The sequence below is a fragment of the Gilliamella sp. ESL0443 genome, assembly GCF_019469165.1.
GTDB classification, from domain to species: domain Bacteria; phylum Pseudomonadota; class Gammaproteobacteria; order Enterobacterales; family Orbaceae; genus Gilliamella; species Gilliamella apicola_E.
Map to the genome: position 1 here is coordinate 1,165,723 of NZ_CP048263.1, position 25,011 is coordinate 1,190,733.

The 25,011-nt window shown below is 34.5% G+C and carries 20 protein-coding genes; 6 read left to right on the forward strand and 14 right to left on the reverse strand.

All coding sequences use genetic code 11. From position 1 onward, the window contains the following. Positions 1-68 precede the first annotated feature (68 nt). The 6 genes from GYM76_RS05350 to GYM76_RS05375 all read left to right on the forward strand — a co-directional run bounded on the left by GYM76_RS05350 (position 69) and on the right by GYM76_RS05375 (position 11,912). Complete coding sequence (locus GYM76_RS05350) at positions 69-2,369, forward strand: TonB-dependent receptor domain-containing protein (protein ID WP_220226158.1); 2,301 nt, start codon at positions 69-71, stop codon at positions 2,367-2,369. A 216-nt stretch (positions 2,370-2,585) separates the two neighbouring features. Then, positions 2,586-3,227 (forward strand): YjfI family protein, encoded by a 642-nt coding sequence (locus GYM76_RS05355; RefSeq protein ID WP_065734406.1) that lies wholly within the window; start codon positions 2,586-2,588, stop codon positions 3,225-3,227. Between the two features lie 31 nt (positions 3,228-3,258). Beyond that, positions 3,259-3,951: a PspA/IM30 family protein gene (locus tag GYM76_RS05360; RefSeq protein WP_065734407.1), complete on the forward strand. Its 693-nt coding sequence runs from the start codon at positions 3,259-3,261 to the stop codon at positions 3,949-3,951. Positions 3,952-4,047: 96 nt separating this feature from the next. After that, positions 4,048-4,695, forward strand: coding sequence for a hypothetical protein (locus tag GYM76_RS05365; RefSeq protein WP_065734408.1), 648 nt, complete (start codon positions 4,048-4,050; stop codon positions 4,693-4,695). A 28-nt stretch (positions 4,696-4,723) separates the two neighbouring features. After that, positions 4,724-6,820, forward strand: coding sequence for a hypothetical protein (locus GYM76_RS05370; protein WP_220226159.1), 2,097 nt, complete (start codon positions 4,724-4,726; stop codon positions 6,818-6,820). Positions 6,821-6,926: 106 nt separating this feature from the next. Continuing rightward, positions 6,927-11,912, forward strand: coding sequence for a DNA repair ATPase (locus tag GYM76_RS05375; protein WP_220226160.1), 4,986 nt, complete (start codon positions 6,927-6,929; stop codon positions 11,910-11,912). 815 nt (positions 11,913-12,727) lie between these two features. On the opposite strand, the gene GYM76_RS05380 is transcribed toward GYM76_RS05375, so the two are convergent. The 14 genes from GYM76_RS05380 to GYM76_RS05445 form a co-directional block, all read right to left on the reverse strand. Continuing rightward, the gene (locus GYM76_RS05380) at positions 12,728-13,336 is read right to left on the reverse strand and encodes a tail fiber assembly protein (protein WP_220226161.1); all 609 of its coding nucleotides are present in this window, start codon (positions 13,334-13,336) and stop codon (positions 12,728-12,730) included. A gap of 12 nt (positions 13,337-13,348) precedes the next feature. Continuing rightward, positions 13,349-14,380: a phage tail protein gene (locus GYM76_RS05385; RefSeq protein ID WP_220226162.1), complete on the reverse strand. Its 1,032-nt coding sequence runs from the start codon at positions 14,378-14,380 to the stop codon at positions 13,349-13,351. Then, a complete protein-coding gene (locus GYM76_RS05390) occupies positions 14,373-14,963 on the reverse strand; it encodes a YmfQ family protein (protein ID WP_220226163.1) in 591 nt (196 codons plus the stop codon). The genes GYM76_RS05385 and GYM76_RS05390 overlap by 8 nt, the downstream gene beginning before the upstream one ends. Continuing rightward, positions 14,954-16,021: a baseplate J/gp47 family protein gene (locus tag GYM76_RS05395; protein ID WP_220226164.1), complete on the reverse strand. Its 1,068-nt coding sequence runs from the start codon at positions 16,019-16,021 to the stop codon at positions 14,954-14,956. Before GYM76_RS05395 ends, GYM76_RS05390 begins: the two co-directional genes overlap by 10 nt. Next, on the reverse strand, positions 16,014-16,427 hold the full coding sequence (locus GYM76_RS05400) for a phage GP46 family protein (protein ID WP_220226165.1): 414 nt from the start codon (positions 16,425-16,427) through the stop codon (positions 16,014-16,016). The genes GYM76_RS05395 and GYM76_RS05400 overlap by 8 nt, the downstream gene beginning before the upstream one ends. 54 nt (positions 16,428-16,481) lie before the next feature. Beyond that, positions 16,482-17,045: a phage baseplate assembly protein V gene (locus tag GYM76_RS05405; RefSeq protein ID WP_220226166.1), complete on the reverse strand. Its 564-nt coding sequence runs from the start codon at positions 17,043-17,045 to the stop codon at positions 16,482-16,484. A gap of 28 nt (positions 17,046-17,073) precedes the next feature. Further along, positions 17,074-18,102, reverse strand: a complete 1,029-nt coding sequence (locus tag GYM76_RS05410) for a phage baseplate assembly protein (RefSeq protein WP_220226167.1) — start codon at positions 18,100-18,102, stop codon at positions 17,074-17,076. Further along, positions 18,099-19,469, reverse strand: a complete 1,371-nt coding sequence (locus GYM76_RS05415) for a DNA circularization protein (RefSeq protein WP_220226168.1) — start codon at positions 19,467-19,469, stop codon at positions 18,099-18,101. Before GYM76_RS05415 ends, GYM76_RS05410 begins: the two co-directional genes overlap by 4 nt. Further along, the gene (locus GYM76_RS05420; protein ID WP_220226169.1) at positions 19,469-21,757 is read right to left on the reverse strand and encodes a phage tail tape measure protein; all 2,289 of its coding nucleotides are present in this window, start codon (positions 21,755-21,757) and stop codon (positions 19,469-19,471) included. The genes GYM76_RS05415 and GYM76_RS05420 overlap by 1 nt, the downstream gene beginning before the upstream one ends. Before the next feature lie 148 nt (positions 21,758-21,905). Beyond that, entirely contained in the window at positions 21,906-22,205 is a 300-nt protein-coding gene (locus tag GYM76_RS05425) for a phage tail assembly protein (protein WP_220226170.1), read from the reverse strand. After that, the gene (locus GYM76_RS05430) at positions 22,205-22,567 is read right to left on the reverse strand and encodes a phage tail tube protein (RefSeq protein ID WP_220226171.1); all 363 of its coding nucleotides are present in this window, start codon (positions 22,565-22,567) and stop codon (positions 22,205-22,207) included. Before GYM76_RS05430 ends, GYM76_RS05425 begins: the two co-directional genes overlap by 1 nt. Then, on the reverse strand, positions 22,567-24,066 hold the full coding sequence (locus GYM76_RS05435; RefSeq protein WP_220226172.1) for a phage tail sheath subtilisin-like domain-containing protein: 1,500 nt from the start codon (positions 24,064-24,066) through the stop codon (positions 22,567-22,569). The genes GYM76_RS05430 and GYM76_RS05435 overlap by 1 nt, the downstream gene beginning before the upstream one ends. Then, positions 24,056-24,241, reverse strand: a complete 186-nt coding sequence (locus tag GYM76_RS05440) for a DUF2635 domain-containing protein (protein WP_220226173.1) — start codon at positions 24,239-24,241, stop codon at positions 24,056-24,058. The genes GYM76_RS05435 and GYM76_RS05440 overlap by 11 nt, the downstream gene beginning before the upstream one ends. After that, on the reverse strand, positions 24,231-24,875 hold the full coding sequence (locus tag GYM76_RS05445; RefSeq protein ID WP_220226174.1) for a hypothetical protein: 645 nt from the start codon (positions 24,873-24,875) through the stop codon (positions 24,231-24,233). The genes GYM76_RS05440 and GYM76_RS05445 overlap by 11 nt, the downstream gene beginning before the upstream one ends. Positions 24,876-25,011: the final 136 nt, after the last annotated feature.

Below are 25,011 nucleotides of genomic sequence, written 5' to 3' on the forward strand. Positions count from 1 at the left end.
ATAATATTTTTATTAATTGAAGCAATAAATGCGCGCATTAAACATATTAAGTTTGAAAGGATAAAAATGTGAATTTTAAATATTTAAAAAAGACAAGTTCATTAGCAATAGGTTTAACATTAGCACTACCCTCTTTCGCTACTGATAAACATAATGATGAAAAAGACATTGATACTATTACTGTAACAGCTCATGAAGCAACAAAAAATCCGGGAATGAATACTGAAATTTCTGAGCAAGATATTCGCCGTGATGGAGGTACTAATTTTGGTACTATAATGCGTTATCAACCTCTAATTTCTGCCCCAGGAAGTATTTCAGGTTCAGGTAGTAGTAAAAGTAGTTGGGACCGTGGTGGGTTTACTGGATACAATATTCGTGGTTTAGATGCTAACCGCGTGTCAATCGATATTGATGGTATGCCTTTACCAATAGCTCAAGGTCGGGTTAACTCTGTTGGACGAGCTGGGTTTGGATCTTACGGTATTGGCCGAGATTATATTGATACCTATATGTACAATAAAGTTGATATTCAATCAGGAGCGACATCGGTTAGTAATGCAAATAATGCTCTAGGTGGCTCAGTTTCATTCCAAACTAAATCGGCAAGTTATTACCTCTATCCGGGTAAAACGACCTACTTTGGTTATCAAAATAACTATGATAGTTCAGATAGAAGTTTCCACCAGGGCTTAACTATGGCTGGTGGTGATGATTATCTAAATGGTATTTTGGTTTTAAGTCGACGCGATGGCCAGCAAACACGTAATAATGGAGACTCAATAAGTAGTTATCCAGAAAACTGGCACTCTAACTCAATTTTAGCTGGTTTTGGCTGGCAAATGACAGAAGAACATTTAATTAATACAACAGTTGATTACAATAATAAAACCAAAAATTCTCATTATGATACTTGGGATAAATACGGTAAAAAAGTTGAGTCACTTGATCATCAAAGAAGCAAAAACAATCGCTTTAATCTTGCTATTAAAGATCAATGGAAACCAACTGCTATAAGCTGGATTGATAGTTTAACTACTCAATTAAATTATCAACGAACCAATGTCTATGATAGTACCGATATTAGACATACAACTAAAGGTAATTTTAATACTCAAACAAATTACAATACAAAAACTTATAATTTTATTACTACTTTAGTTAAAAACTATGAAAATCAGAAAATTAGCGCTGGTTTAAATGGTAAATGGAGTGAAGATGAATCACCATTCTTTACTTCAGCCCAATCTCAAAATGGTAGAATATTTCCAGACGGAGATTACACTAAACCCCAAGCAGATAGTCGAAGTTATCAATTAGGGGGATTCCTCGAAGACAGAATTAGTTTTAATATTAAAGATAGTAATAATTTCTATCTAGTACCTGGTGTTAGAGTTATTTACCAAAATACTAAACCTCGTAATTTAGAAAATATGGCTGTAACAAACATCAATGGTAGTCAGTTAGGTAAACAATACAGTAGTAATAGTGATTTCCAAGTTTTACCTTCTATGTCATTTATGTATGATATTAATCCTGACTTCACTGCTTATTTACAATACAAACGTTCTGCACAAATGCCAAATCAGAACCAATTATATGGATCTTATTTAGCGCATAGCAATATGTATGTACTTGTTGGTGATTCAAATCTTAACACTGAAACCAGTGACAATTTTGAATTAGGTTTGAAAGGACATCCTGTTTCAGGTGTAACTTTAACATCTTCAGCTTTTTATAATAAATATAAAAATTTCATCGCTTATACACGTTATAGAAAGAACTTTGTTGGAACAGGTAACCGAATTGTTTATCAAGCAGAAAATCGTGATAAGGCATACATCTATGGTGCTGAATTGAGCAGTGAATTCAATATCGGCAAATGGGTAGAATCTGCTAATGGCTTAAGCGCTAAATTTGCAATTGGTTATAACCAAGGCAAATCAAAATCAAGCTATTTAGGTGATAAATATATTGAAATGGATTCAATAGCACCAATGAAAGGTGTTGTCGGTTTAGCGTGGGATGATCCGAATAAATTTTATGGTGTGGCTGTTACAGCAACATTCCAAAAAGGTAAAAAAGCCGAAGCGACATCTAGAGAATCTTATGGTAATGATGGTAGACCACTTCCTAATTCTAAAGATGACTATTTTAGAATCGCCGGTCATGGCATTATTGATTTAACTGGTTATATTAATATTACCAAGAATGTTAAATTGAATGGTGGAGTTTATAATCTTACCGATCAAAAATATTGGGATTATCTAAGTAATAATAAATTATACAGCACATCAGATCATAAATATCTAAACATGTTTACTGCTCCAGGCAGAACATTCCAATTAGGTTTAGATGTTGATTTCTAGAATGATATATCATTTTTTCAAATAAATAACCCGCATCATGCGGGTTATTTATTCTATAGCCTTCTATAAAACCTCCCTAAAGATGTTTAGTTTTTTATTAAAATTAAAGTAAATTTAGCATCAATAAATTGATAAAAAATATCACATGTAATATTTACATGTGATAAAATTATGCTAATATAAGTTGTATAAAAAATTAAAGAATAACCAAAATTTATGAAAAAAACCAAAGAAGCTAAAAGCTCAGCATTTTATCAACAACAATACCGACAACGTTTAAGAGAACAGGGGTTGATAAAAAAAGAAGTTTGGATTTTGCCTGAAAATACTGCTGAGTTACTTGAAATCGAAAAAAAATTTCGTCAACCAGCTGTAGAAAATAAATCTTTTTTGTACCATGTGAAGGAAAACAATGAAATGAAAAATACAGAAATCTGGAAAATTAATGACCTTTTCCAAGAATTAAATCAAACTGATTTAATCAAACAAAGTTCTGCAAGTATTGAAATAATTGATGGTGTCGATGCTTGTTTACATATCATTATGCATGACTATGGTGATTTACCACTTTTTTTAAGCGTTTCAAATCAGCAAATTATTGTAGAAGCACTACTTTGGCCAGTTTCACTAATCAAAAATCCTTCATCATTTAATGAAGAAATTCTGTCTGCTAGAAAACTATTTGCTTTATCAACTATAGCAATTGAAAAAACAGGAGATGGAGAAATCAATTACATTATGTATGGTGCACTTAGTTCATCCTCAACCTTAAACGATATTATTTATGAACTCGAAATGTTATCAGACAATGTGATCAAAGCGACTGAAGCTTATGAGCATTTCTTTAATATTGAATAGTTAAAGCGAAAAGTTATAGAAGGAGTTAAATATGGTTATCTTCAAAAAATTAGTAACAGCATTACGTGGTGGAATAAATGAAGTTGGCGAATCAATAATTGATTCTCAAGCATTACGTATATTAGACCAAGAAATTAGAGATGCTGATGAAGAATTAAGACAAGCTAAAGAATCATTAGCTAATATTCTAGCAGAACAAAAATTAGCAGAGAAACAAGTTGAATCAACAAAAGCTCAAATAACTGAATATGAAGCATATGCTATTAAAGCACTTGAAAATAACAATGAAGAGTTAGCTTTGGAAGTAGCGGAAAAACTTTCGGTACTCGAAAATCAATATGAAAATAACAAAAAGCAAGCTAACTATTTTGCTGAAAGTGTTAAAAATTTACGACAAACTATTTCACAATCTGAAATCAATATTCGTAATTTAAAACAACAAGTTGATATAGTTAAAGCTACTGAAAGTGTCCAAAAAGCACAATCTGCAGTAGCACAGCGTTACGGTGGTTCAACAGCTAAATTGCATACTGCACTCGATTCATTAGATAGAATCAAAAAACGTCAAGAAAAAGCTGCTGCCACTTTTGAAGCAAAAAAAGAATTAGCAGCAACTGAAAATCCTGATTCGCTTGATAGTAAATTAGAAGCGGCCGGTATTAAAGCTGGCAATAATAATGCAGCTTCAATTTTAGCTAGATTAAAAGAAAAACAATCGAATTAAAGTTTTCGCGTTTTGATATTTTTAAGTTAGAATAGCAAAAACAATTATAGAATAATTAATTAGTTAAAACTAGTTTGGATAGATGAAGGGAATATAATGGAACTGTTTTGGGGAATATTTTTTTCTTTTCCCGTAATTATCTTTAGTGCATTGTTAACAATCTGTATCTTATATTGGTTTGTTGCAGCATTAGGACTATTAAGCGTTGACTGTTTAGATTTTGATATCAGTGTCAATGATGTTTATAGTGATGTTCCATCTACTGGATTAGGTGGTTTATTAATGAAATTTGGCTTCAATGAAGTACCAATGACTCTCATCATCACATTGATCTCTTTAATTGGATGGTCAATTTGTTATTTTGCCTTTCGTCTATTAATCCTACCTTTGTATAATTTTGTATTTCTTTATTATTTAGCAGGGATAGCTCTTTTAATTATCTCATTTATTTTATCAGTCTATTTAACTGCTTTTTTTATTAAACCACTTCGTCCTTTATTTAGAAAGTTGATAATTAACCACAATCATAAATCATTGTTAGGACAAGTTATCGAAATACGCTCAAGTACCGTAACCAGAACTAAAGGACAAGCTACCTGTGAAGATGGAGGAGCGGGCCTTATTTTAGAGGTAAGATGTGATGAATCTTATCAATTCAAGCGCGGTGATAAAGCCGTAATCCTTCAGTATGATGAAACAACAAATTGTTATGAAATAATTAGCCTAAAAGATTTTAATGGCTAATAGAAGTTAATTTGGAGAATAGAAAAATATGTCTTTAAGCAGTGATACTATAATGTTTTTTTTGGTAATAGTTGGAAGTATATTCCTTGTAATTGTCGGATTCTTCCTATTATTTAAGGCATTTTACATAAAGGTTCCTCAAGGTACGGCGCTTATTGTTAATGACATGACGTCAAAACCTAAAGTTCATTTTACTGGTGCATTGGTATATCCAATCATCTACAAAAAAGAGTTCATGAAAATTTCCTTGATCACTTTTGACGTAGAACGAAGAGGTAAAGATGGTTTAATTTGCCAAGACAACCTTAGGGCTGACATCTGCGTAGCATTCTATTTACGCGTTAATGAAACAACAGAAGATGTTCTTAAAGTTGCCAAATCAATCGGTGTAGATCGTGCATCAGACCAACAAGCGGTAAGCACATTATTTAGTGCTAAATTTTCAGAAGCATTGAAAACCGTAGGTAAACAATTTGAACTTGCAAAGCTGTTTGAAGATCGAATGAATTTCCGTGAACGTATCATTGATGTAATAGGTAAAGACCTTAACGGTTATGCCCTTGAAGATGTTGCTATCGATTATTTAGAACAAACTCCAATTAAATCACTCGACCCAGATAATATTTTTGATGCTGAAGGTATTAATAAAATTACAGCTATAACTGCTGTACATAAAGATGAAACCAATAAGCGAGAACGCGATCTAGAGTTAGCTCTTAAGAAAAAAGATACTGAAACTATCGAAGCTAAACTTGAATTAGAACGTCAACAAGCTGACGCTGAGGCTCGACAAAAACGTGAAATTGAAACTATTCGAGCTAGAGAAGCCGCTGAAACATTAAAAGTTCAAGAAGAAGAACGTTTGAAAGCTGAACAAGCTAGAATTCAAACCCAACAAGAAATTGAAGTAAGAGAAGAGAATCGTTTACGTGAAGTAGAAGTTGCACAGAATAACCGCCTAAGAGCTATTGCGATTGAAGAAGAACGTGTAATCCGAGCTCGTTCACTTGAAATTGTTGCTCGTGAACGTGAAGTTGAACTACAACGAATAGAGAAAGACAAAGTTGTAGAAGAGGAAAAGAAACAGATTGCTAATGTTATTCGTGAACGTGTAGCAGTTGAAAAAACAGTTGCAGTTGAAGAGGAAAACATTAAAGAAGTTCGTGAAGTTTCAAGAGCAGATCGTGAAAAACAAACAACAATTATTGAAGCTGAAGCTAGAGCTGAACAAGAGCTAGTTAAACAAGTAAAACAAGCTGAGGCAGATGAACAATCATCTAAACATCGCGCAATTGAAATCAGCACGATGGCTCAAGCTGAATTAGAAGCTGCAGCTAAACAAGCTGAAGCTAAAAAACAATTAGCTCAGGGTATAGAAGCCGAAGAAGCGGCAATAGGCCTTGCCGAAGCTAAAGTACGTAAAGCAAGAGCAGAAGCAGAAGAAAAAGAAGGTTTAGTCAAAGCAAATATTACAGCTGAGACATTATTAGCTGAAGCGAAAGGTAATCAAGAAAAAGGCTTAGCAGAAGCTAAAGTTATTGAAGCCAAAGCAATTGCAGTAGAAAAACAAGGTTTAACTGAAGCTAAAGTACTTGAGGAAAAACTTTCTGCTCAAGCTCGTGGTGATGAACGTATTGGATTCGCAAAAGCATCAGCAACAAAAGAACAAGGTCTTGCAGAAGCGTTAGTAATTCGCGAAAAATTAACTGCTGAGGCAAATGGTTTAGTAGATAAGTTCCAAGCAATGGGTACGATGAATGAACAATCGAAAAATCATGAGGAATTCCGCTTAGCGCTTGAAAAAGGTTTCGAACAAGCCATGGCTGCTATTGCTGCTAACAAAGAAATTGCTAGAGAACAAGCTGACGTGCTTGCTGCAGCATTCAGTAAAGCCAATATTGAAATTGTAGGCGGTAATGATAACTTCTTTAATAGCTTCTCTAAAGCAATTAGTGTAGGTAAAGCAATAGAAGGAACTGTTAATCAGAGCCCTGTACTACAATCTGCATTACAATCAGTACTATCTCGCTTATCGGGAGACAAAAACATAAAAGAGACTTTGCAAAACACTGATTTAAAAGCGTTAGCAAAACAATTTTTGTCATCCAATAATGAAAATGAATAGGTTACTATCAGAATAGCCATTTATCTATAATGTAATCAGTTTTAGGTAGGATTCATTTCCTACCTAAAACATTAGGTATTTCAGTATTATCTTCAACGAGTAAAACATGTCAGAAACCCAAGATCAGCAACAAACATCAATTGATAAAGCAGTCGCGGAAGGCGGAGCTTATGAAATTCTTCGTAAACGTTTAACCTCTTTAGGACAAGAACTTAATCAAAAGACAGAAGCTCTAAATCAGGAAAGGCTATCTGAGTTTGGTAAAAGTGACATGTCCATTATTAGCCGTATTCGTATTAGAACGGAAAATAACTGTGTAGCACGAGATATTGTTCGCTTTGGTGATTGGTTGTTGTTTGGTTATAACGTCTATTTAGGATTAAAAAAAGAAACCAAGATAGAAGATGTATTTTCACTTTATCAATTAGTTGAACGTGATAACAATTATGAAGCTGATCCGGTTGATCTCTCAAATACATTCTTAAATATAGATCGATTTATACAAGACTTTAATGAACTTTATACTTATTATAAAAATGCCCAGTTACTTCAGCTTGTTGAACGTGATGGAAAACTTCTTGCTAGTTTTCAAATTGGAGAACGAATTAGTGATATTCGTGTATTTCGATGGTCTATATCCAGCGATAAAAAAACAATTGAATATATAGATAATCGAGGTGAGCGCGACATTGCACTACCTCCTGCCTACGATTTTGAATGGATCGAAACAACACGTGAAGATATTGTTAATGGGCGATTTCCGCATATCAATGTTCTTGATACAGTATTTGTTGAAACCATTGGTGGTGACTTAACAATAAAGTGTGAAAATAATACTAATGATGGTTTAGGAATTTATCGAGAAGAGGTTGTTGATAAAAATCAATCAATTAATGATGCTAAAATAGAATATGCAAAAGTTGGTTCATTAATCCTATTGAAAATTCTCCCTTACCGCGAAGACAATTGGCGCTATTTAGTTTATAACTCGCTAACCCAGCAAGTCCATCGTATAGATTTTATTGGTCAATCATGTATTCAACTTCCAGAAGATCATGGAATTATATTTCCTGGGGGATACTACTTACAAAATGGAGATTATAAAACTTTTGACCAATCAATGTTAGGTATGCGTTTCAGACGAATTCGCCGTTCACCAAATGGTGAAGATGTTTTATACATTTTCTATGACCCAAGCAATGGGCGACTAGCACTGTTCAATTATAATATGATTGAACGCAAACTAGATAACCCAATTTTAGGTCATGGCTACGCCGTTTTTGAAGATGGTCGAATGGTCGTTTTTGAAGGAGAAAGTGATGAGCCAACTAGAGTTCATCCAATGCAAATTTGGCAAACTCCTTTTTATAGTGATGAATATGCAGCACAACAACCGACAAATAATAGCTTCCTCGGAAAAATAGGTAATGCTGAACTTGTTCGCGGAATTTCAGATCTGTATTTTATCTCGCGCGAAATCGATAACCAGGCAGTCTCTTCACAACTCTATAGCAAACTAAGTGAAGATACAAAACGGCTCTTTGATAATTACTTTTGGCTCAATGACGAGAAACAACTATCATTCTCCCCTATTCTTCGTAATATTTCACAAACGAGTGAATTAGTTATAGATGAGTATGAAAAAGTCGAAAGCATTCGACGTCAATCCGAAAGCGCTATGCGTGAGGCAATTTCTAATCAACAAGATTTATTAACCAAGCTTTACCCTGATAGCTGGCAAGAAACTCAAGAATTTGTTGATGCATTAAATGCAATAAAATTACAACTTGGCAGTTTAGTCACATTAAGAACTTACCGATACATTGATTTAGACCAAATCGATGAAATGGAAAATAAACTAAAAGTTAGACAAGCTGAGGTTTCATTAGCTACTGCTGAGTTTTTAGGAAGTGATAAAGCATTAGAGCCATTCAATATAAAAATTGACGATATTGAACAGCAAATTACCAAAGCAGATACTGTTGCAAAATTACTTGAATCTGTTGAAATAACAGAAACTATGTCAACTGATTTAGATATGCTTTCACAATTGATAGCAACTCTAAAATTTGATGACGTCACATTACAAACTAAAATCATAGAATCAATAGCTGAAGTCTATGCAAAACTTAACCAAACAAAAGCTAAAATCCAACAAAAACGAAAAAATTTAGCTAATGTTGAAATGGTCGCTCAATTTGGTGCTCAATTTAAATTATTTGGCCAAAGTATCGCCAATGCCTTGAGTATGGCAACAACACCTGAAAAATGTGATGATGAGCTATCTCGTCTTCTAGTACAACTTGAAGAGCTTGAGAATCAATTTAGTGAAAGTGAAGAGTTCCTTAATGATATTCTGGCTAAACGGGAAGAGATATTAGAATCATTTGAAACTCACAAACAATCACTACTTGAAGATAGAACAAGACGAACAGAAGCGTTACTTACGGCTGCCAATCGAATTTTAGATAGTATACCAAGAAGAACGGCTAAATTTTCTGATCAAAATGAGTTAAATGCTTTTTTTGTTGCCGACACTTTAGCTTTAAAAATTCGTGAAATTGTCGAAAAATTAAGAGCACTCTTTGATAATGTCAAAGCAGATGATATTGAATCTCGTTTCCAAAGTGCCAGAGATCAATCAATACGTGCCTTACGAGATAAATCAGAAATATTTGAATCTGGCGGTAATGTAATCAAACTGGGGCCAAGACATAAGTTTAGTGTCAACACCCAAGAACTTGATTTAACCATTGTACCAAAAGAAGATCATCTTTATTTGCAATTAACGGGTACTGATTATCAAGAAAGAATTAATCACCCTAAATTAGAAAGTTATAAGCCTTTCTGGTCAATTTCATTAGAATCCGAATCGCCTAGTGTTTACCGTGGTGAATATTTAGCATATTCAATAATTAATTCAGCGCTTAAAAAAGAGCATGATTTAAGTTATGACGATTTAAAAAATCAATTAAACAAACCTGAGGTATTAGCTAAAACAGTAAGAGATTATGCGTCAATGCGATATCGTGAAGGCTATGAAAAAGGGATTCACGATCACGATGCATTAAAAATATTAGCCAAACTGATCCCGCTAGGTGAAGCGGCCGGTCTATTACGCTATAACCCTTTAGCCCGAAGCTTAGCTATCCTTTTTTGGCATCATAATCAAAAGAATGAAATTGCCAAATTATGGCCAGAGCGAGCCAAAACTTGTAAAGATATACAGGCGTTATTTGGTCATGATGAAGGTATAAGAAATCTTCAAACAGAGATGTCTTTTGAATTAACCCAATTTTTAGAAAAGTACCCTATTCAACATGAACAGTATCATGTAAAACAAGCAACTGAATATTTAAGCTATATATTAGCCGAAACACCACAAGAATTTACGTTAAGTAAATATGGCCACTATCTATTTGAAGGTTTAAAAGCCCGCCTCGAGGAATCTCATATGTGGGGTGATTTTAACCAATCACAAAGCAATCTTCAAAAACGACTTGCCGATCGCTGGATTCTAATCGAAAGTTGGTTTAAAGGTCTTTGTACCCTCCCCCAATATCAAAAACTATCAGACTATATTGCTGAAGCTTTAGTATTGTGTATGTTAGATAAAGAAAGTAGCATTACGCTGGGAATTAGCGAGCTTGAGCTTGATATTTCCGTCAACGATTTACTTGGCGATCATCCAAGTATAATTCAGGGAGTGTTGAATATTAATCTTGATGATTTCTTTAGTCGCATGCGTAAACAGTCCAGAATTATTATTCCGGAGTTTCAGCATTATCAAAGTCTTCGTCAGGAAGTACTCGATGAACAACGTGATCTTCTACATCTGGAGGAATTTAAGGCTAAACCATTAAGTTCGTTTGTGCGAAACAAACTCATTAATCAAGTTTACTTACCTATCATTGGTGATAACTTAGCTAAACAAATGGGAACGGTTGGTGAAACTAGACGTACCGATTTAATGGGGTTATTACTGCTTATATCTCCACCAGGTTATGGTAAAACGACGTTAATGGAATATGTTGCTAATCGTCTTGGATTAATCTTTATGAAGATTAACGGTCCGGCTTTAGGTCATAGTGTGTTATCTTTCGATCCAAATCAAGCACCGAATGCAACTGCCAAACAAGAGTTAGTAAAACTTAATCTTGCGCTTGAAATGGGAAATAACGTCATGCTTTATATTGATGATATACAGCACACCAATCCGGAATTCTTACAAAAATTCATCTCCCTTTGTGATGGTTCACGCCGAATAGAAGGTGTTTGGAAAGAGAAAACTAAGACCTATGATCTCCGAGGTAAAAAATTCTGCGTTATTATGTCAGGTAACCCGTATACTGAATCAGGAGAAGTATTCAAAATACCAGATATGTTAGCTAACCGTGCAGATATTTATAATTTAGGTGAAGTTCTTGGTGGTATGGATGAAGTTTTTGCTTCAAGTTATATTGAAAACTGCTTAACTTCAAATCCAATTCTAGCGCCACTTGCGTTGCGTGACTTAAATGATCTTTATCAACTCATTGACCATGCACAAGGCAAGCCACTTAATAGCAATGAATTAAGTTACGCTTACAGCCAAGCAGAAATCAGTGAAATTGTTGCAGTACTTAGTCACTTATTGAAAATTAGAGAAGTGGTGTTCAAAGTTAACCAGCAATACATCGTTAGTGCTGCTCAATCAGATAAATACCGTACAGAACCACCTTTCAAACTTCAAGGTAGTTATCGAAACATGAATAAACTTGCTGAGAAGGTTTCTTCTGTTATGAATGATGATGAACTTAATCAAATCATCAACGATCACTATGTGGGTGAAGCTCAACTATTAACTAATGGTGCTGAAGAAAATCTTCTTAAACTCGCTGAAATTCGTGGCGTATTAACTGATACACAAACTAAACGTTGGCAACAAATCAAAGCTGATTTTATACGCAATAAAGCACTAGGTGGTGATGAAAGTGATACCGGAAACCAAATTGTTACGCAATTGGCTGACTTAGTGCAAAGTGTACAGGCTTTACAGTTATCATCAAATAAAAAACCGAAAAAAGAGAAAAGAAATACAAAAGGTAAATAGCGAATTTTAATTATATTTTATTGTTAATAAAAAAGGCGGAAATAGACTTCCGCTTTTTTATTATTTAGTAAAAAAGGTAATTAAAATAGGTCAAATCAACATTAATGATAAAAATCCGTATAATAAATAGGCAAAAATATAACAACTTATTGGTGTGATTATCAATAAAATACCTAATCTTCGCATAATTTTGGTTTTAGCGAAGCATAAAATTATTATACCAATTACGAAAACTAATAAATAAACCCACCAAAACATAAATAGTGACAATAAAAAAAACTACTCCATTTAAATAAATCATTTAATTAACTCCATTAATTATTATTTTTTCTATTTTTATCCTTTTCGAGTTATTTACCATAATTGACTAATCCGACTTTTATTTCAGAAGCTAAAGAAGACAAAACGATACTGGGTATTAATTCATCAAGCTCAGACAAATAAAGTATACTAGAAATAATATTTAAAAATAGATTTCATATGTGTCGACCATTCTAACACTTTTTGCGATCCACTTCCCAACTTCTCATTTCAATTCACACTTCCAAAAATATCGGGCTATGATGAATAAAACTAGCTAAACTTTAATAACATGATCACAATAAACTACACAAAACAATTTACATACTAACCTACCCTGATAACTATTCAATTTACGGTTGCGAAAATGATTCATACTTGATTTTTCCGTCTCTCGATATACACAATGTATTGTGTGGTGCTTTTATCATAATGACAGATTAAACAAAATCCAAATTTTTGAATCGTATCAGGATGCGGTTGAGTATGTGAAGCTGAAGGTTTATATCGTTTAGTTATTCAGGTTTTTCAGGCCAGTCGATATCAGGTGCGGTATTAACATCTATCTGATTTAATTCAAAACGATATTTTTTCCATTTTTTTAACATTTCTCTTTGATGTTCTGTAGCTATATCAGCATCAACAGCATCCTGCAAATTACTTATGGCGCTATTTGCTCCGTTTAGTAATTGCAATTGTTGTGATTGAGCAATCGCTATCTCGTATTGATGTTGTTTGTCTTTATCTAACACCCACTTTTTACCATTCCATGAATCAAAATCTGAATTTGGTTTTAACAATGTAAAATCGTCTGGTATATCACCTATAAAAGTTACTATTGATTCAGCACCAGTTTCTATTGAATAGATTCTTTTACCACGATAATCAGTTGGGTATATCCATTTATCATCTTGTCGTACAATAGCATGATCATCGTCTACTTCTTTTGGCGCATCTAAATATGACTGAGCAGGCAATCCAACACCGGCAGGCAAAAATTGATAGGTTGATCCTTGATATTCATTCGTTTGAGAATTAACATTAAAAACCATCCTCCAACCTGGATGTGTTGTTATTCCACTATTATTTAAAATAGCTGTTTCTGGTTGTAATTGATATTTCATTATTTTCTCCTGTTATTCGGCTCTAACAATATAATTAAATGCAACATTACTCGGATGATTGTCGTGAGAAACTGGTACCACACGAGACGCATCAAAATTAATTCCACCTGCGTCCCCTACATCAACCTTTGTAGGTGTCCCTGAGGCATGTCTACTATAAGCTCTAAATGCTCCAGTACCTGTCCCTCCATTTTGCCCGAATGTTTCTGATATAGGACCTACATCTCCCCAAATATTTCTAATTGCGTCATTCTGGAAACTAAGTATGTTACGATTTGGATCTAATCCACGCCCGTTATCTTTCCCCCTAATAAATACACCTCGTAAATCTGGTAATGTTCCCCTTGGATAAACACCAGCCAATTTGGGAAATTGATTAACATCAAACTGTGCACCATTACATAAAAACCATCCATTTGGTATATGATCACTAGGCCAAGGTTGCGGAATTCCTGCCGGTAGCATTTTATCTCGAACGAACAAATCCAGATTTGTTACTCGTTCAGCAGGTACGTAACCCTCACATAGCGATCCCTCAGAATTAAATCCCCACGCTGCCCTATTGCTCACCCTATTATACATTGCAACAACACCGTCATCACGTACAAACAAATAAAATCGTTTATCGTGAGAATGTACCCGGGATTCATTTGAGCACAACTCAAATTTATCAGAAATATCGCCGATTCTATTATGTGCATTGTTAGCATTGGTATTTGCCTTCGCCGCATTATCATTAGCTTTTTTAACAGCCAGAGGTGTAGCCGCTTCGGTTTCTGATTCGCTGTTAGTTGATGAGTTAAGCTTTACACTACCTTTACTGACAAACTCTTTAATAGCTGTGGCAAGTTGATCATGTTTTGTTTTATCAAGCACGAAACCTGCTGATTCAATGGCATTAGCAATTTCCTCTTGAATCGAATCACAATACAAATAATCAAGTTGTGTTGCTGGTGTACCAGTTTGTGGATTTCCCCTAGTAAACCCATTTTTTCCTTGCCCAAATTTATCTTTTTGGGCTGTTGGTGTGTCAATTCTATGCATTGATTACTCCGTATTTAAAAATTACATAGGTATGTGATGGGCATAATTTGTCAATTATGCATTCGATCTGTTTGTCACTCCATTCCCTTAAATATGAATCACAATGATCCTCACATGTCATTTCTGTTATTTTATAATTGTGGGGAATGTTAATAATCCAGTAAAAACGCCATTCTTCATCATACAAATAATCTTCACATGATGATTCACATGTAAAAACTTCATTGTTATAGTTAGTGATAGTTGCATCTGGATAACCGTTGATAGCTAATATATTTAGATAAAAATCTTTATTGATTGCTCCAGTCAGATTTAATTTAGAATCTAAACGATTTCGACGAGTTGTTAATGTTTGAAATAACTCTGAATAACAACTATCAGGTAAACCACAAACTTGCTCATATCTGTCAATAAGTTCTGTTGAAGTTCGCGGATCAATTTCTAGCATTAGGTCATCAACTCGATGATGTGTTTTTGATAATGTTAATGCTAATGATAAAAGTATTGGCTCTTCTTTATCCCATGCTGGGCCGTATGGTAATAAATGACTAACCATACTTTGATATTGTTTTTCTATATCCATTCAATATTCCCCAATACTGCAACTTCATTTTTTTCTATAAAAATATTTTTATTTGGGTACATTAATTCATGAGAATATTCACCAAATGAAGCACTAATAACTTCACTAATACGAGATCTAAATAGTGTCGATTGTGGTCTTCCTTCGCGTAAAAGAAAATCTTTTAACTCTGCTTCTATTTGATAACGAATTTCTGGGTTGTCGGGGGTTACTATAATTTTAAAATCAATGGGCTTGGGGAGAGGCGAAAAAACGATTAACCTAGAGCCAGCAACAGGTGCTAGAGGTTCAATGTGCTTTTTGATATTTTGAATTGTGGTATTGTCTAAAATAGGATTAACAGGATCGCTATTTGCAACCATCAAACCTACGCTACCTGTGCCGACCCAATGACGATAACACCAAGCCCTTGTAACTCCTGATACTTCTTTAGCCCATTGTACATAATCCTGATCTGCTCCACTTTGAGGGGTGTAATACCACCTATCTATAACTCGTTTTCTGAATGTTTCTATATCTTCAACATCTGAACCGCTTTCAATAGAATCAGCGTAACATGTTGATGATAGCCCTGTAACTGGTGAAATCAGTGACATGCTTGTGCCATCATCACAGTTCCCTTTTTTTCCAAGTTCATCACAAATTACAGGCACTCTTAAGATATTATTTGCAGATGTTGTTGTCTGTGTAACTGTATACATGCATTGATCAACTTGGCGTCTAACCTTTTGATCTTTTCTGATAATAATGCCGTCTGATACTTCATCAAACCTAATATAGCCAACCGCAGATGTAGGTTGTTTTCTATAGCAACGCTTCATATTACCGTGCCGAATTAGCCAATTATCATCAGCTTGATCCGGTAAAATATTTTTGGCCATGTTTTCTATATAACCCAATAATATATGAGTCGCCCCAGCGATAACACGCCCATAAACTTCAGGATCATTGCGTCGTAACGATATTAATTCATCATCAATAGCTAAACGTGCATACAAATCATTGCGAATAGTTGTGATTAAATCTGGTAAAGTCGGTCTTGAAAATTCACTAGCCATTGATTTTACTCCAAAGGTTATCAAACCTATATTCTTCATTACTTCCATCTTCTTTAAAGATATTAATAGTAGCAGCTAAAACAGTTAAATCGATTCGCTTAACTGAAACATCGATACGTGATGCCAACCCATCATTAATCATCCATTGCACAGCTTCTTTTATATAAATTTTTGCAAAGTTAGCTGTTTGGTTATTTAATTTTGAACGTGCTAATAAATAAAGGCGTGATCCGATTTTGTCATTAGCGATACTAGGATATGAGTCACCCCACCAACCATATGGATGTTCTGAATCATCACTGGTATTTTTTCTGCGCCAAGTGAATAAGGAAATTATTAGTGCACGATATAGCTTATTTTGATTATCAGTTGGATTGGTATTTTTGCCATTTATTGTCAATATCATTTTTTTTACTCATAAAAAAACCGTCATTAGACGGTTTATATAGTGAAGTGTTAATTATTCTAATCGTTGATTAGGAACATGCGTAATGGAGTTTGTTTCATTATGCGTATGCTCATTATAAATGGTTCTAATATCAGAAATAGTGCTGGTTTGGTCTTCAATTTCACCTGTAGATTTTAATAACGGTGTATCAAAATTTGTCCCAACTGATGCTTTAACAACTAAGTTTTTGGTATTTAGTTCTATTGCATCATCAGCATTCACAATAAATTTTTTAGTTTTTACATTAATTTCATTATTGCGATTAAAAATAATGTAATCACCTTCATCTGTATAAATGGCTACTTCACCCTGCTTAAGCGACTTAATTCGATAACGACGATCCCCTGTTACTAAAATTACACCATGAGACTTATCACCGTCTAAAAATAATGCAACGGCTTCAGCTCCATCTAATGGCCTTGAAGTAAAACCATAAGACTCTATGTGTTCTATATCGCTTTTCTGCTCACCACCAGACATTTTTATTTGCAATGTTTGACATTTACTTGCACTGTTACTAGATGTTATATAACCACGTGAAACCAAATTCATTATTTTATTTAAAACTTGTCGCATTAAAACACCTCATAAATATCTGCTTTAACTATTTTTCCTTTTTCTCAGGTAAATATGCCTCGACTGGACCAACCTTCAATTCACATAGTGTTCCGCGGCTACTTAAACTATATTTAACTTCGGCAATAACCAGTTTTTCACTTTCAAATCCCAATAGAGGATCATCAACAACTACCATTTGATTAGGTTTCCACAATGACCCATCACCTTGTCGCCAGCCTTGAATGGTATAAGTCGCTTCTCGGGTTTTACTCGCTCTTAACGTTTTTTCCATTTCACAGCGCTCCTGGCACGTACCATTATTTGAATCCCCTGATTGTTTAATAATTAGAGGGCGATAACGAATAATTTCTTCATCCTTAGATGAAGAGCTGACTGAAGAAAGCGTTGCTTTTCCAAAGTTTTTATCATCACCAATGCTCTGTCCAGAAACAAAATAATCTGAATAGCGATCTTTAATACTTTTATCAGCATCTCCTGAGAGAATATTAGCACCAAGGACCAATGCAGTTTTTGCCTCATCTGAACCAATATCACCAATAACTAGTTGTCCTTGTTCATCATCAAATACGATAATCTGTTTCATGCCCATTATTTTGCTAATAACATCGAAAACAGTATCACCCTGATCTGCCTGAATGCTTAGAGAACCTGCATCAGTACTTTGGTTAAATACATTTAGTTTGAATGGCTCAACTAAATCTTGTATCACTTGTATTGTTGAACTATTACTATATTGTTTTGGTAATGCACTACAATCAACACAATCAGCAGTTTTACTCCTACCAACGATGCCCATAGATAACGATCCTGCATCATATCGAATCGGCAACGATTCAATATAACCAGTTAAAACAACATCATCATCAATAAACACCTCAACAAGATCACCGTTTTTAACAGCTATTTTTGTTTCTAGATTTTCTCCTGATGAAGGCCATTGACGGGTGATAGTGACATTAAAATCTCTTGCCAGTCGTTCAATACCTGCCGAGATACTAATTTCAGTCCATCCTCCGAAATATTTGCCATTAACCTTTAATAAAACGTTATTCATGGTTTGGGTACTCTTAGTTCTTTAACCGGAACGAATCCAGGATGAAAAATACTGTTGCGAATCGAGATATCCTCACAACGTGTAGCATTGTTATAGAGATAGTGAGCTAAAACTAAATCAGGCAACACCTCATTAGGGATATAGACAATTGTCTTTTCTATTTTGATTAGGCGAGCATTGATATCTTGATTTACTGCGGCCTTTAATTTTGCTAACGCAATGTATAATCCATCATACTCAGTTCGCGATAATTCTTTATCAAATGACTTATTGATGAACTCCTTGATATTCAACAAATCATCAAATGAAATGGTATTATGTTTTTCAACTGTTGATGGTGTTGATACATGTGTGCTTGTTATATTAGTAGTTAAATGACTAGTTGGTAACGTATGTTCTTGATCAAAATAATTCTCTTTTTTACCTTTTGTTGACTCTAATGCCACAGGAGCAAAAGCTTGTTTTCTTTTATCTTCAACTTGTTTAGGTAACGATGCAATTATTCGTGATACTTCTGTAAGTGCAGTAACTCGAATAGCAGTATTAATCAAGTTTTGATTTTTCTTTCTTTTTTTTGTGGATTTGCTATCAGTTGACCAAATTGCACTCGGAAAAATGTTTTTTATAAATGATATACCATTAAACACCTTTACTCTTGCTATTAACCCGTTTATAGAATTGGAAAATTTTGTCGCACTATGCCACACCTTTTTGATTGAGTTAACGATTGATGGGCCACCCGTTCCGAGAATAGGCGATAAATTACCATTTAGGATTTTAACTGCATCATTAATATACGGGGTTATTGCATTAAAAGCATCGGCTATGTCATTTAAAATTGACATGGTGTTATCAAGAATACTGTGCTGTACAAAATCAGGTGCATCGATTAAGTCAAAATCCTCAAACGCATCTAAAAGTGCTTGATCTACATCATCTGCATTTTCTTCTACTATGTCATCAGTCGCTACAGAAGAATCGGGGAATATTAACTCACCAGCTTCGACAAATGAAAATGAAATTACACTCATTCGACCGTTTTCAACTGAATTATTTACTGTTATTTGCCCTTCTATATTAACATTAAGTTCACCAAGAAATGGATGAATTAACATTCCTGAACCTTCCTGTTCAATAGCATTAACTAATTTTTCAGTTTGTTCTTGATAGTCATCCCCAATTAAAAAAGCTTCTATTTTATTTTTACGTGCTGAACGCCCCATATCCTCAGTATACGGTATATCTCTAAATGGATATTCATGAGTTTGATTACGCCGTCCAAATTCAGATGAGGTGCTTCTAACTTGAAACCCTACACCACGAAAACTTGCTGGAAGCAAATCATTCAACCAACTTAGATTTATCATCAACCTCTCCCTAAATTCGCATACGGATTCCAGCCAACATCCGTTTTCATATTAAAACCTGATGCTTGTTTAGTTTCCTTTACTATTGTACCTTCAGGTGCATTCTCAAACTTCACAACAAGTTCGCCATTACCAACTGTATTTGAAAATTTATTAATTGGCATTTGAGGTGTTTGATAATAAGGATAATTATCCATCAGCTTTGTTACTTCTTGAGGTAAGCTCGATGTATCAATATTAACCTTTATATTTTTTTTATCATCACCGAAAAGAAATTTCCACACATTCAATAACGGTTCAATGCCAGACTTAACGTTATTCCATAACTCTTTGAAGAAGTTTTTGACACTATCCCACATTTTAGGAATCAAATCACCTGCTGCTTCAAATGGGGTTATGAATACATCAAAAATAGGCATCAGACATGGCTTTATAGTTTCCCATAAACCACTGAAAAACTTACTGACGGCTTCCCATGCCTTTACAATTATTTCACCACCTGCTTTGAATCCCGCTATAAAGGCGTCAATAATAGGCATTACAAATGGTTTGATAAATTCCCATAGCCCACTAAAGAACTTACTGACAGCACTCCAAGCATTAACAATGAAAGAAGCCCCAGCTTTTAAACCTTCAACAAAGAAATTAATAATCTTCATAACATAAGGTTCAATTGTTGACCATAAATTGCTAAAGAATTGACTAACAATTCTCCATCCATTTACAATCAATGCTGCTCCATCTTTGAATACTTCAATAAAATCATTAATAAATGGCATAACGTGAGGTTCGATAATTCCCCAGAGCCATTTAAAGAATTGAACTATTTCATCCCAATATTCGATAATTAAACCAGCTGCTAATGCTATGGCGCTCATAGCAAATCCAATTGGATTAGCTTTCAAAGCAGTGTTAAATCCTATTAATCCTATTCTTGCAAAATCAAATGCTTTTTTTAATTTCAGTTTAGCTATAGCTAATGCCTTTGTGAACCAAATGTATCCCTTTGTTATACCAGTTGCTATTGTAAGCGTGTTAGAAACTGCGCCAACAATAATATTTACACCCGCACATGCAATACGAAGACCAATTAACCCAATAACTGCCATTGCAACCATTTTTACTAGTTCAGGATTTTCTTGAATAAAATGACCAAATTCAACAACTAGCGGCTGTAATTCATTTAAAAGCTCTGTAAATGCAGGTAATAAGGCATCATTTATCGATAAACTAATATTAGTTAACGCATTGTTAAAAAGCTGTAATTTATTAGTCGTTGTATTTGAACTCGAATCATATTTTTTTTGCATCGAACCAGCATATTGTGCTGCATCACTAATTCGGTTAAAGTTAGTTTTTAACAAGTCCATATTGCTAAGCAATGGAGATATATATTCAACATTTTCCTTACCGAATAACATAGTTAGCGCTGTTGCGCGTTTATCTGCTGACATATTTCCCAAAGATTCAAGCACCTTCATAATCGTTCCTTCGGCATCTTTTTGCATGCCTTTGGCTATTCGTGTTGATGTGAATCCCAATCGTTGTAATACTTTTTGTTGTTCTGCTGTAGCTGCCTTACCTGATGTTAACGTCAGCATAAAGTTTTTAAGGCCAGTTGCTGCCTGTTCTGTATTTGTACCTGTTGCAATAATGGTTGAACTTAATGCAGCTAATTTATCAGCACCAACACCAGATTGTGTTGCAAGAGTACCAATTCGTGAAACAACATCAGAAATATCTTTTGCGTTTACATTTTGTGTATTGCTTAATAGATTGATTTTATCTGATAAGCTAACTACCTCTTTTTGTGTCAATTTTAAAGACGTTCGCCATGTAGCCATTGTAATACCAGCTTCCTCAGCAGATGTCTCAAACGCGATCCCCATTTTTATGGCATCTTGAGCAAACTGTATTAATTCATCCCTTGGAATATTTGCACGACTTCCCTGTGCAACAATAGAAGCAATATCTTTAGACGCAATTGGTAAACGTAATGACATTTCGCGAATATCTTGCCCCATTTCTTTAAATTGTTCTGGCGTATCAAAGTTAATAACTTCTCTAATATTTTCCATTTTTTCTTCAAATGCCATGGCATCCTTCATTCCTTTGACAAACATCGAAGAAAAAGGAAGATCAGTAACAGCATTCTTTAAACTAAGTTTCCCAAAATCTGATTTACTTAAGTTTTTGTGAAATTCTTTGAATTTATTATTCATTTTATTTAAATTTGGTGACAGTTTATCAACACCTATCACTAATTTTTTTGAGTCAAAGTCTGCCATTATGATTTCCTACTGCTTTCTATGCGGTTTGCTTGTTCGACTAATTCAAATACTTCCGATAGTGAACGTTCTTCTAAGATGTGAAATGGTGACAATTGCCAGTACTTGGCTATATCAAAACAAAGGTTTACAAGATATTCGATTGTGATTATTCCGGTGTCACTTCTCCCTCCACTGTAGTCTCTTCCTTCGCCTTTGGGCCAAAGAACATCATGATTTCACCGGTAATCATTAAAAAATCGTAAGGTGTTAGTTGTTCGACGGAGCTGGGTGTAACGTTACCTAGTGTAACGATATACTCAGCAATTTTTTTGGGATCCCCAATCATATTACTATCAAATGGAAAGCCTAATTTTTTAATATCCTTAACAGTTGGTTCGTTAAGTTCAAGTACATGTAATTCGTTGCCATGAGCCATAATAGGCTGTGATAATTTGATTTCTTTCATTATTGATAAAATCCTTCTTGACCATGAAATTCGATTTCTGCTGTACCTTCTTCTGCGTTGTGATTTACTTCACCTTCAATCCATGCGTTTGACAGTACATAAACTTTTCCGTTGGCTAGTTCTGCTGTAACTGTCATTGAATCACTTGAAACTAACATGTCTATAGGAAAATCACCTGGCACTTTAAATGTTCCTTTAATGTAGGGAGCACGAAATGTTTCTTTATAATGAACACTATTATCTAACCCTAAAATACTTTCTTTAACGTTAGTATTCATTGGGACTTCTATGCCGCCGGTTAATGACAATTGAAAAGAATCAACTTTGATGTAAGTTGTTCCTGAAATACGTTGTTGTGTCATTATTTTTTCTCCTCTGGATATTGCAATCTAAACTGTGCTAACACAGCAAAAACACGTAATTGATTAACGAGATCGGGTGGAAATAATACATCCAATCGGTTAGGATCATTGATATTTCGCTCAACAATTAAGTTCTTCTTAAACACATCAAAATTTTCAACTAATCCCATTAATTCTAGTTGACGATAAGTTGCGTTAATTTCAGCTTTAGCAACCGCCGGTGTAATAATTGCCTGCCCAGCACCAAATCGAGTACCATCGTTTGCTAGTTTATGTCGTGGATATTTCGATGTAATCACACTGCGTAATTTACGTAACACATATGCAAGCGTATGCAATGTTTCACTATCAAGATAGCTATTATCAGCAATACCATAACTGTTACGTTGATATGTAGTGATATCTCGTTGAATTAATAAATTACCACTTGAAACATATGCCGTAGCAATACCGTGACTTAGCAATGATTGTTGCTCAGTTAGTGTAAACTGATTACTATCAGAAGCTGGTAATGCACCATTTAACATTCCAGATTGAGTTGGACGTGCAGGATCATTACGAATAAAAATAGCATTACGAGCAGTGCGCATTGCAATTAATTCATCAAGTCCTGTTTGAACCCTTGATTCATAGCCTGCAACGCTAATATGTTGATAATTCAATTTATCACCAAATTCGACTAATTCTGTCAAATTACCTTTTTTAGCGGTATAAGCATGTCCATACAATTGGCGCGCATAGCTCCAACGTCCTGTAGTGTCATCCATCTCATGATTAAATGTAGCTAAAGACGATAGGTCATTAAATGGGAATGCTATAAAATCAAGTAATTTGTCGCCCATAGCTGCAATAACGGAGGTTAAATTAGGGGTACCTGTTCCTCCGCTCATTTGATTGATAACAATATTTAAACCATCAGGAGTATCTTCTCCTCCGACTGTACCATAATAGTTAAAACATAGAGGAATATCATTGCCACTCAACCCTTTATTTTTGGCTGTTAGCGTAATTGTGCTATTATTTAAGACCGCGGTGACAGGTAAATCAAGATGAGTATTAATCGCATTATGCAGTCCATTTGCTATGGTTTCTGCACTATCAGAGACGGTTACTTGTGATTGAATTTTACTATTACCGATATAGAGACTTAATGTTCCTGTTTCTTCTGCAGTACCTGATATTTGAATAGTACCAGTCGCATTCGAGCCAGCTGTAGGTTCATCTACCGCGATAACAAAAAGCTCGCCAAAATTATCAATATTACGATAGGATTCTACCATTCTTGATAATTGACTGCCTCGCCCTGCAAGTTTTTTAGCCTGATCTGCAGATGGCATAATAATTAACTTATTACGTTCAATGCTACTATCAGCTAACGGATAAGCAATAATTAGTGAAGCACCGTTATCTTGAATAGTATTGGCCGCAGATGAATCTACTTCCGCATAAAATAAAGGAACCTTTATATTGCTAGGAAAATTGTTAAAACTAATTGTCATTTTTAGCTACCTTTTTTTCTTGTTTCACTTTGATGTTTGTAACTTCTTCAACATCATTATTTGTCAATCGTCTAGCCCAGTACTGGTTATACTCAACATTACGACCGTCTACTGGTAAATAATCCCCATTATTGGGGTCATATACCTGTTTATTATTGACTGGTTTAATTATCATTATTATCCTCATAGATATTGTTATTTAAAAAAGTTATTGTTACTCCTGAGTCTTGTTCATTAGCTGTACCCGAAATGGTATCAAAATTGCCGATATTTAACGGGTTATATAATGGAGGTTTGGTAATACCGGGATTATTTGGATCAAATTGCCAATCAGGAACGGGGATGGGATTATCAGCAACTTTCAAATCAAAATATTGCCGAGTATCTTCAAAGCCAATTTCACGCACCGAACTGAAATTAAATTGATAACAAATTCTATCTTTATCTAAATCGAGTAATTTCCCACCATCATATTGAATTGGATAATGAAATGGAGTTAGTTCAAGACCAAGTAAAACTTGCCAAAGTTCAACTTTGATATTCTCAACAAGATCATATATTTCTTGTTTCCCTTGCTCTCCTATCAGCTTTAATACAACAATAACTCCAAAACTCTCTGTTACATTTTGCCAATAATCTGTTTTTGACTTATTGTTCTGCGCTTTATCATCTAGTGGAACAACATAAGCAGCTGGTAGTTCTGAAAATGTCGTATCTTTAACAGATGAGAATTTTGCAATCCAACTAACTCGCCCTTCAAAACTTAGGCCAAAATGGCGTAATGTATGGACGACATGAGATAATTTCATTGTTTAACCTGCATAATTTAAGGTGTTTTTGACATGCTTTTATTTGCTATATGTAATTTTTTATTTAATTCTTCAATCATAAAGTTTGCACTTGAAGTACCATTGGCAAAATCTCACCAGCCTTTACCACATTTCT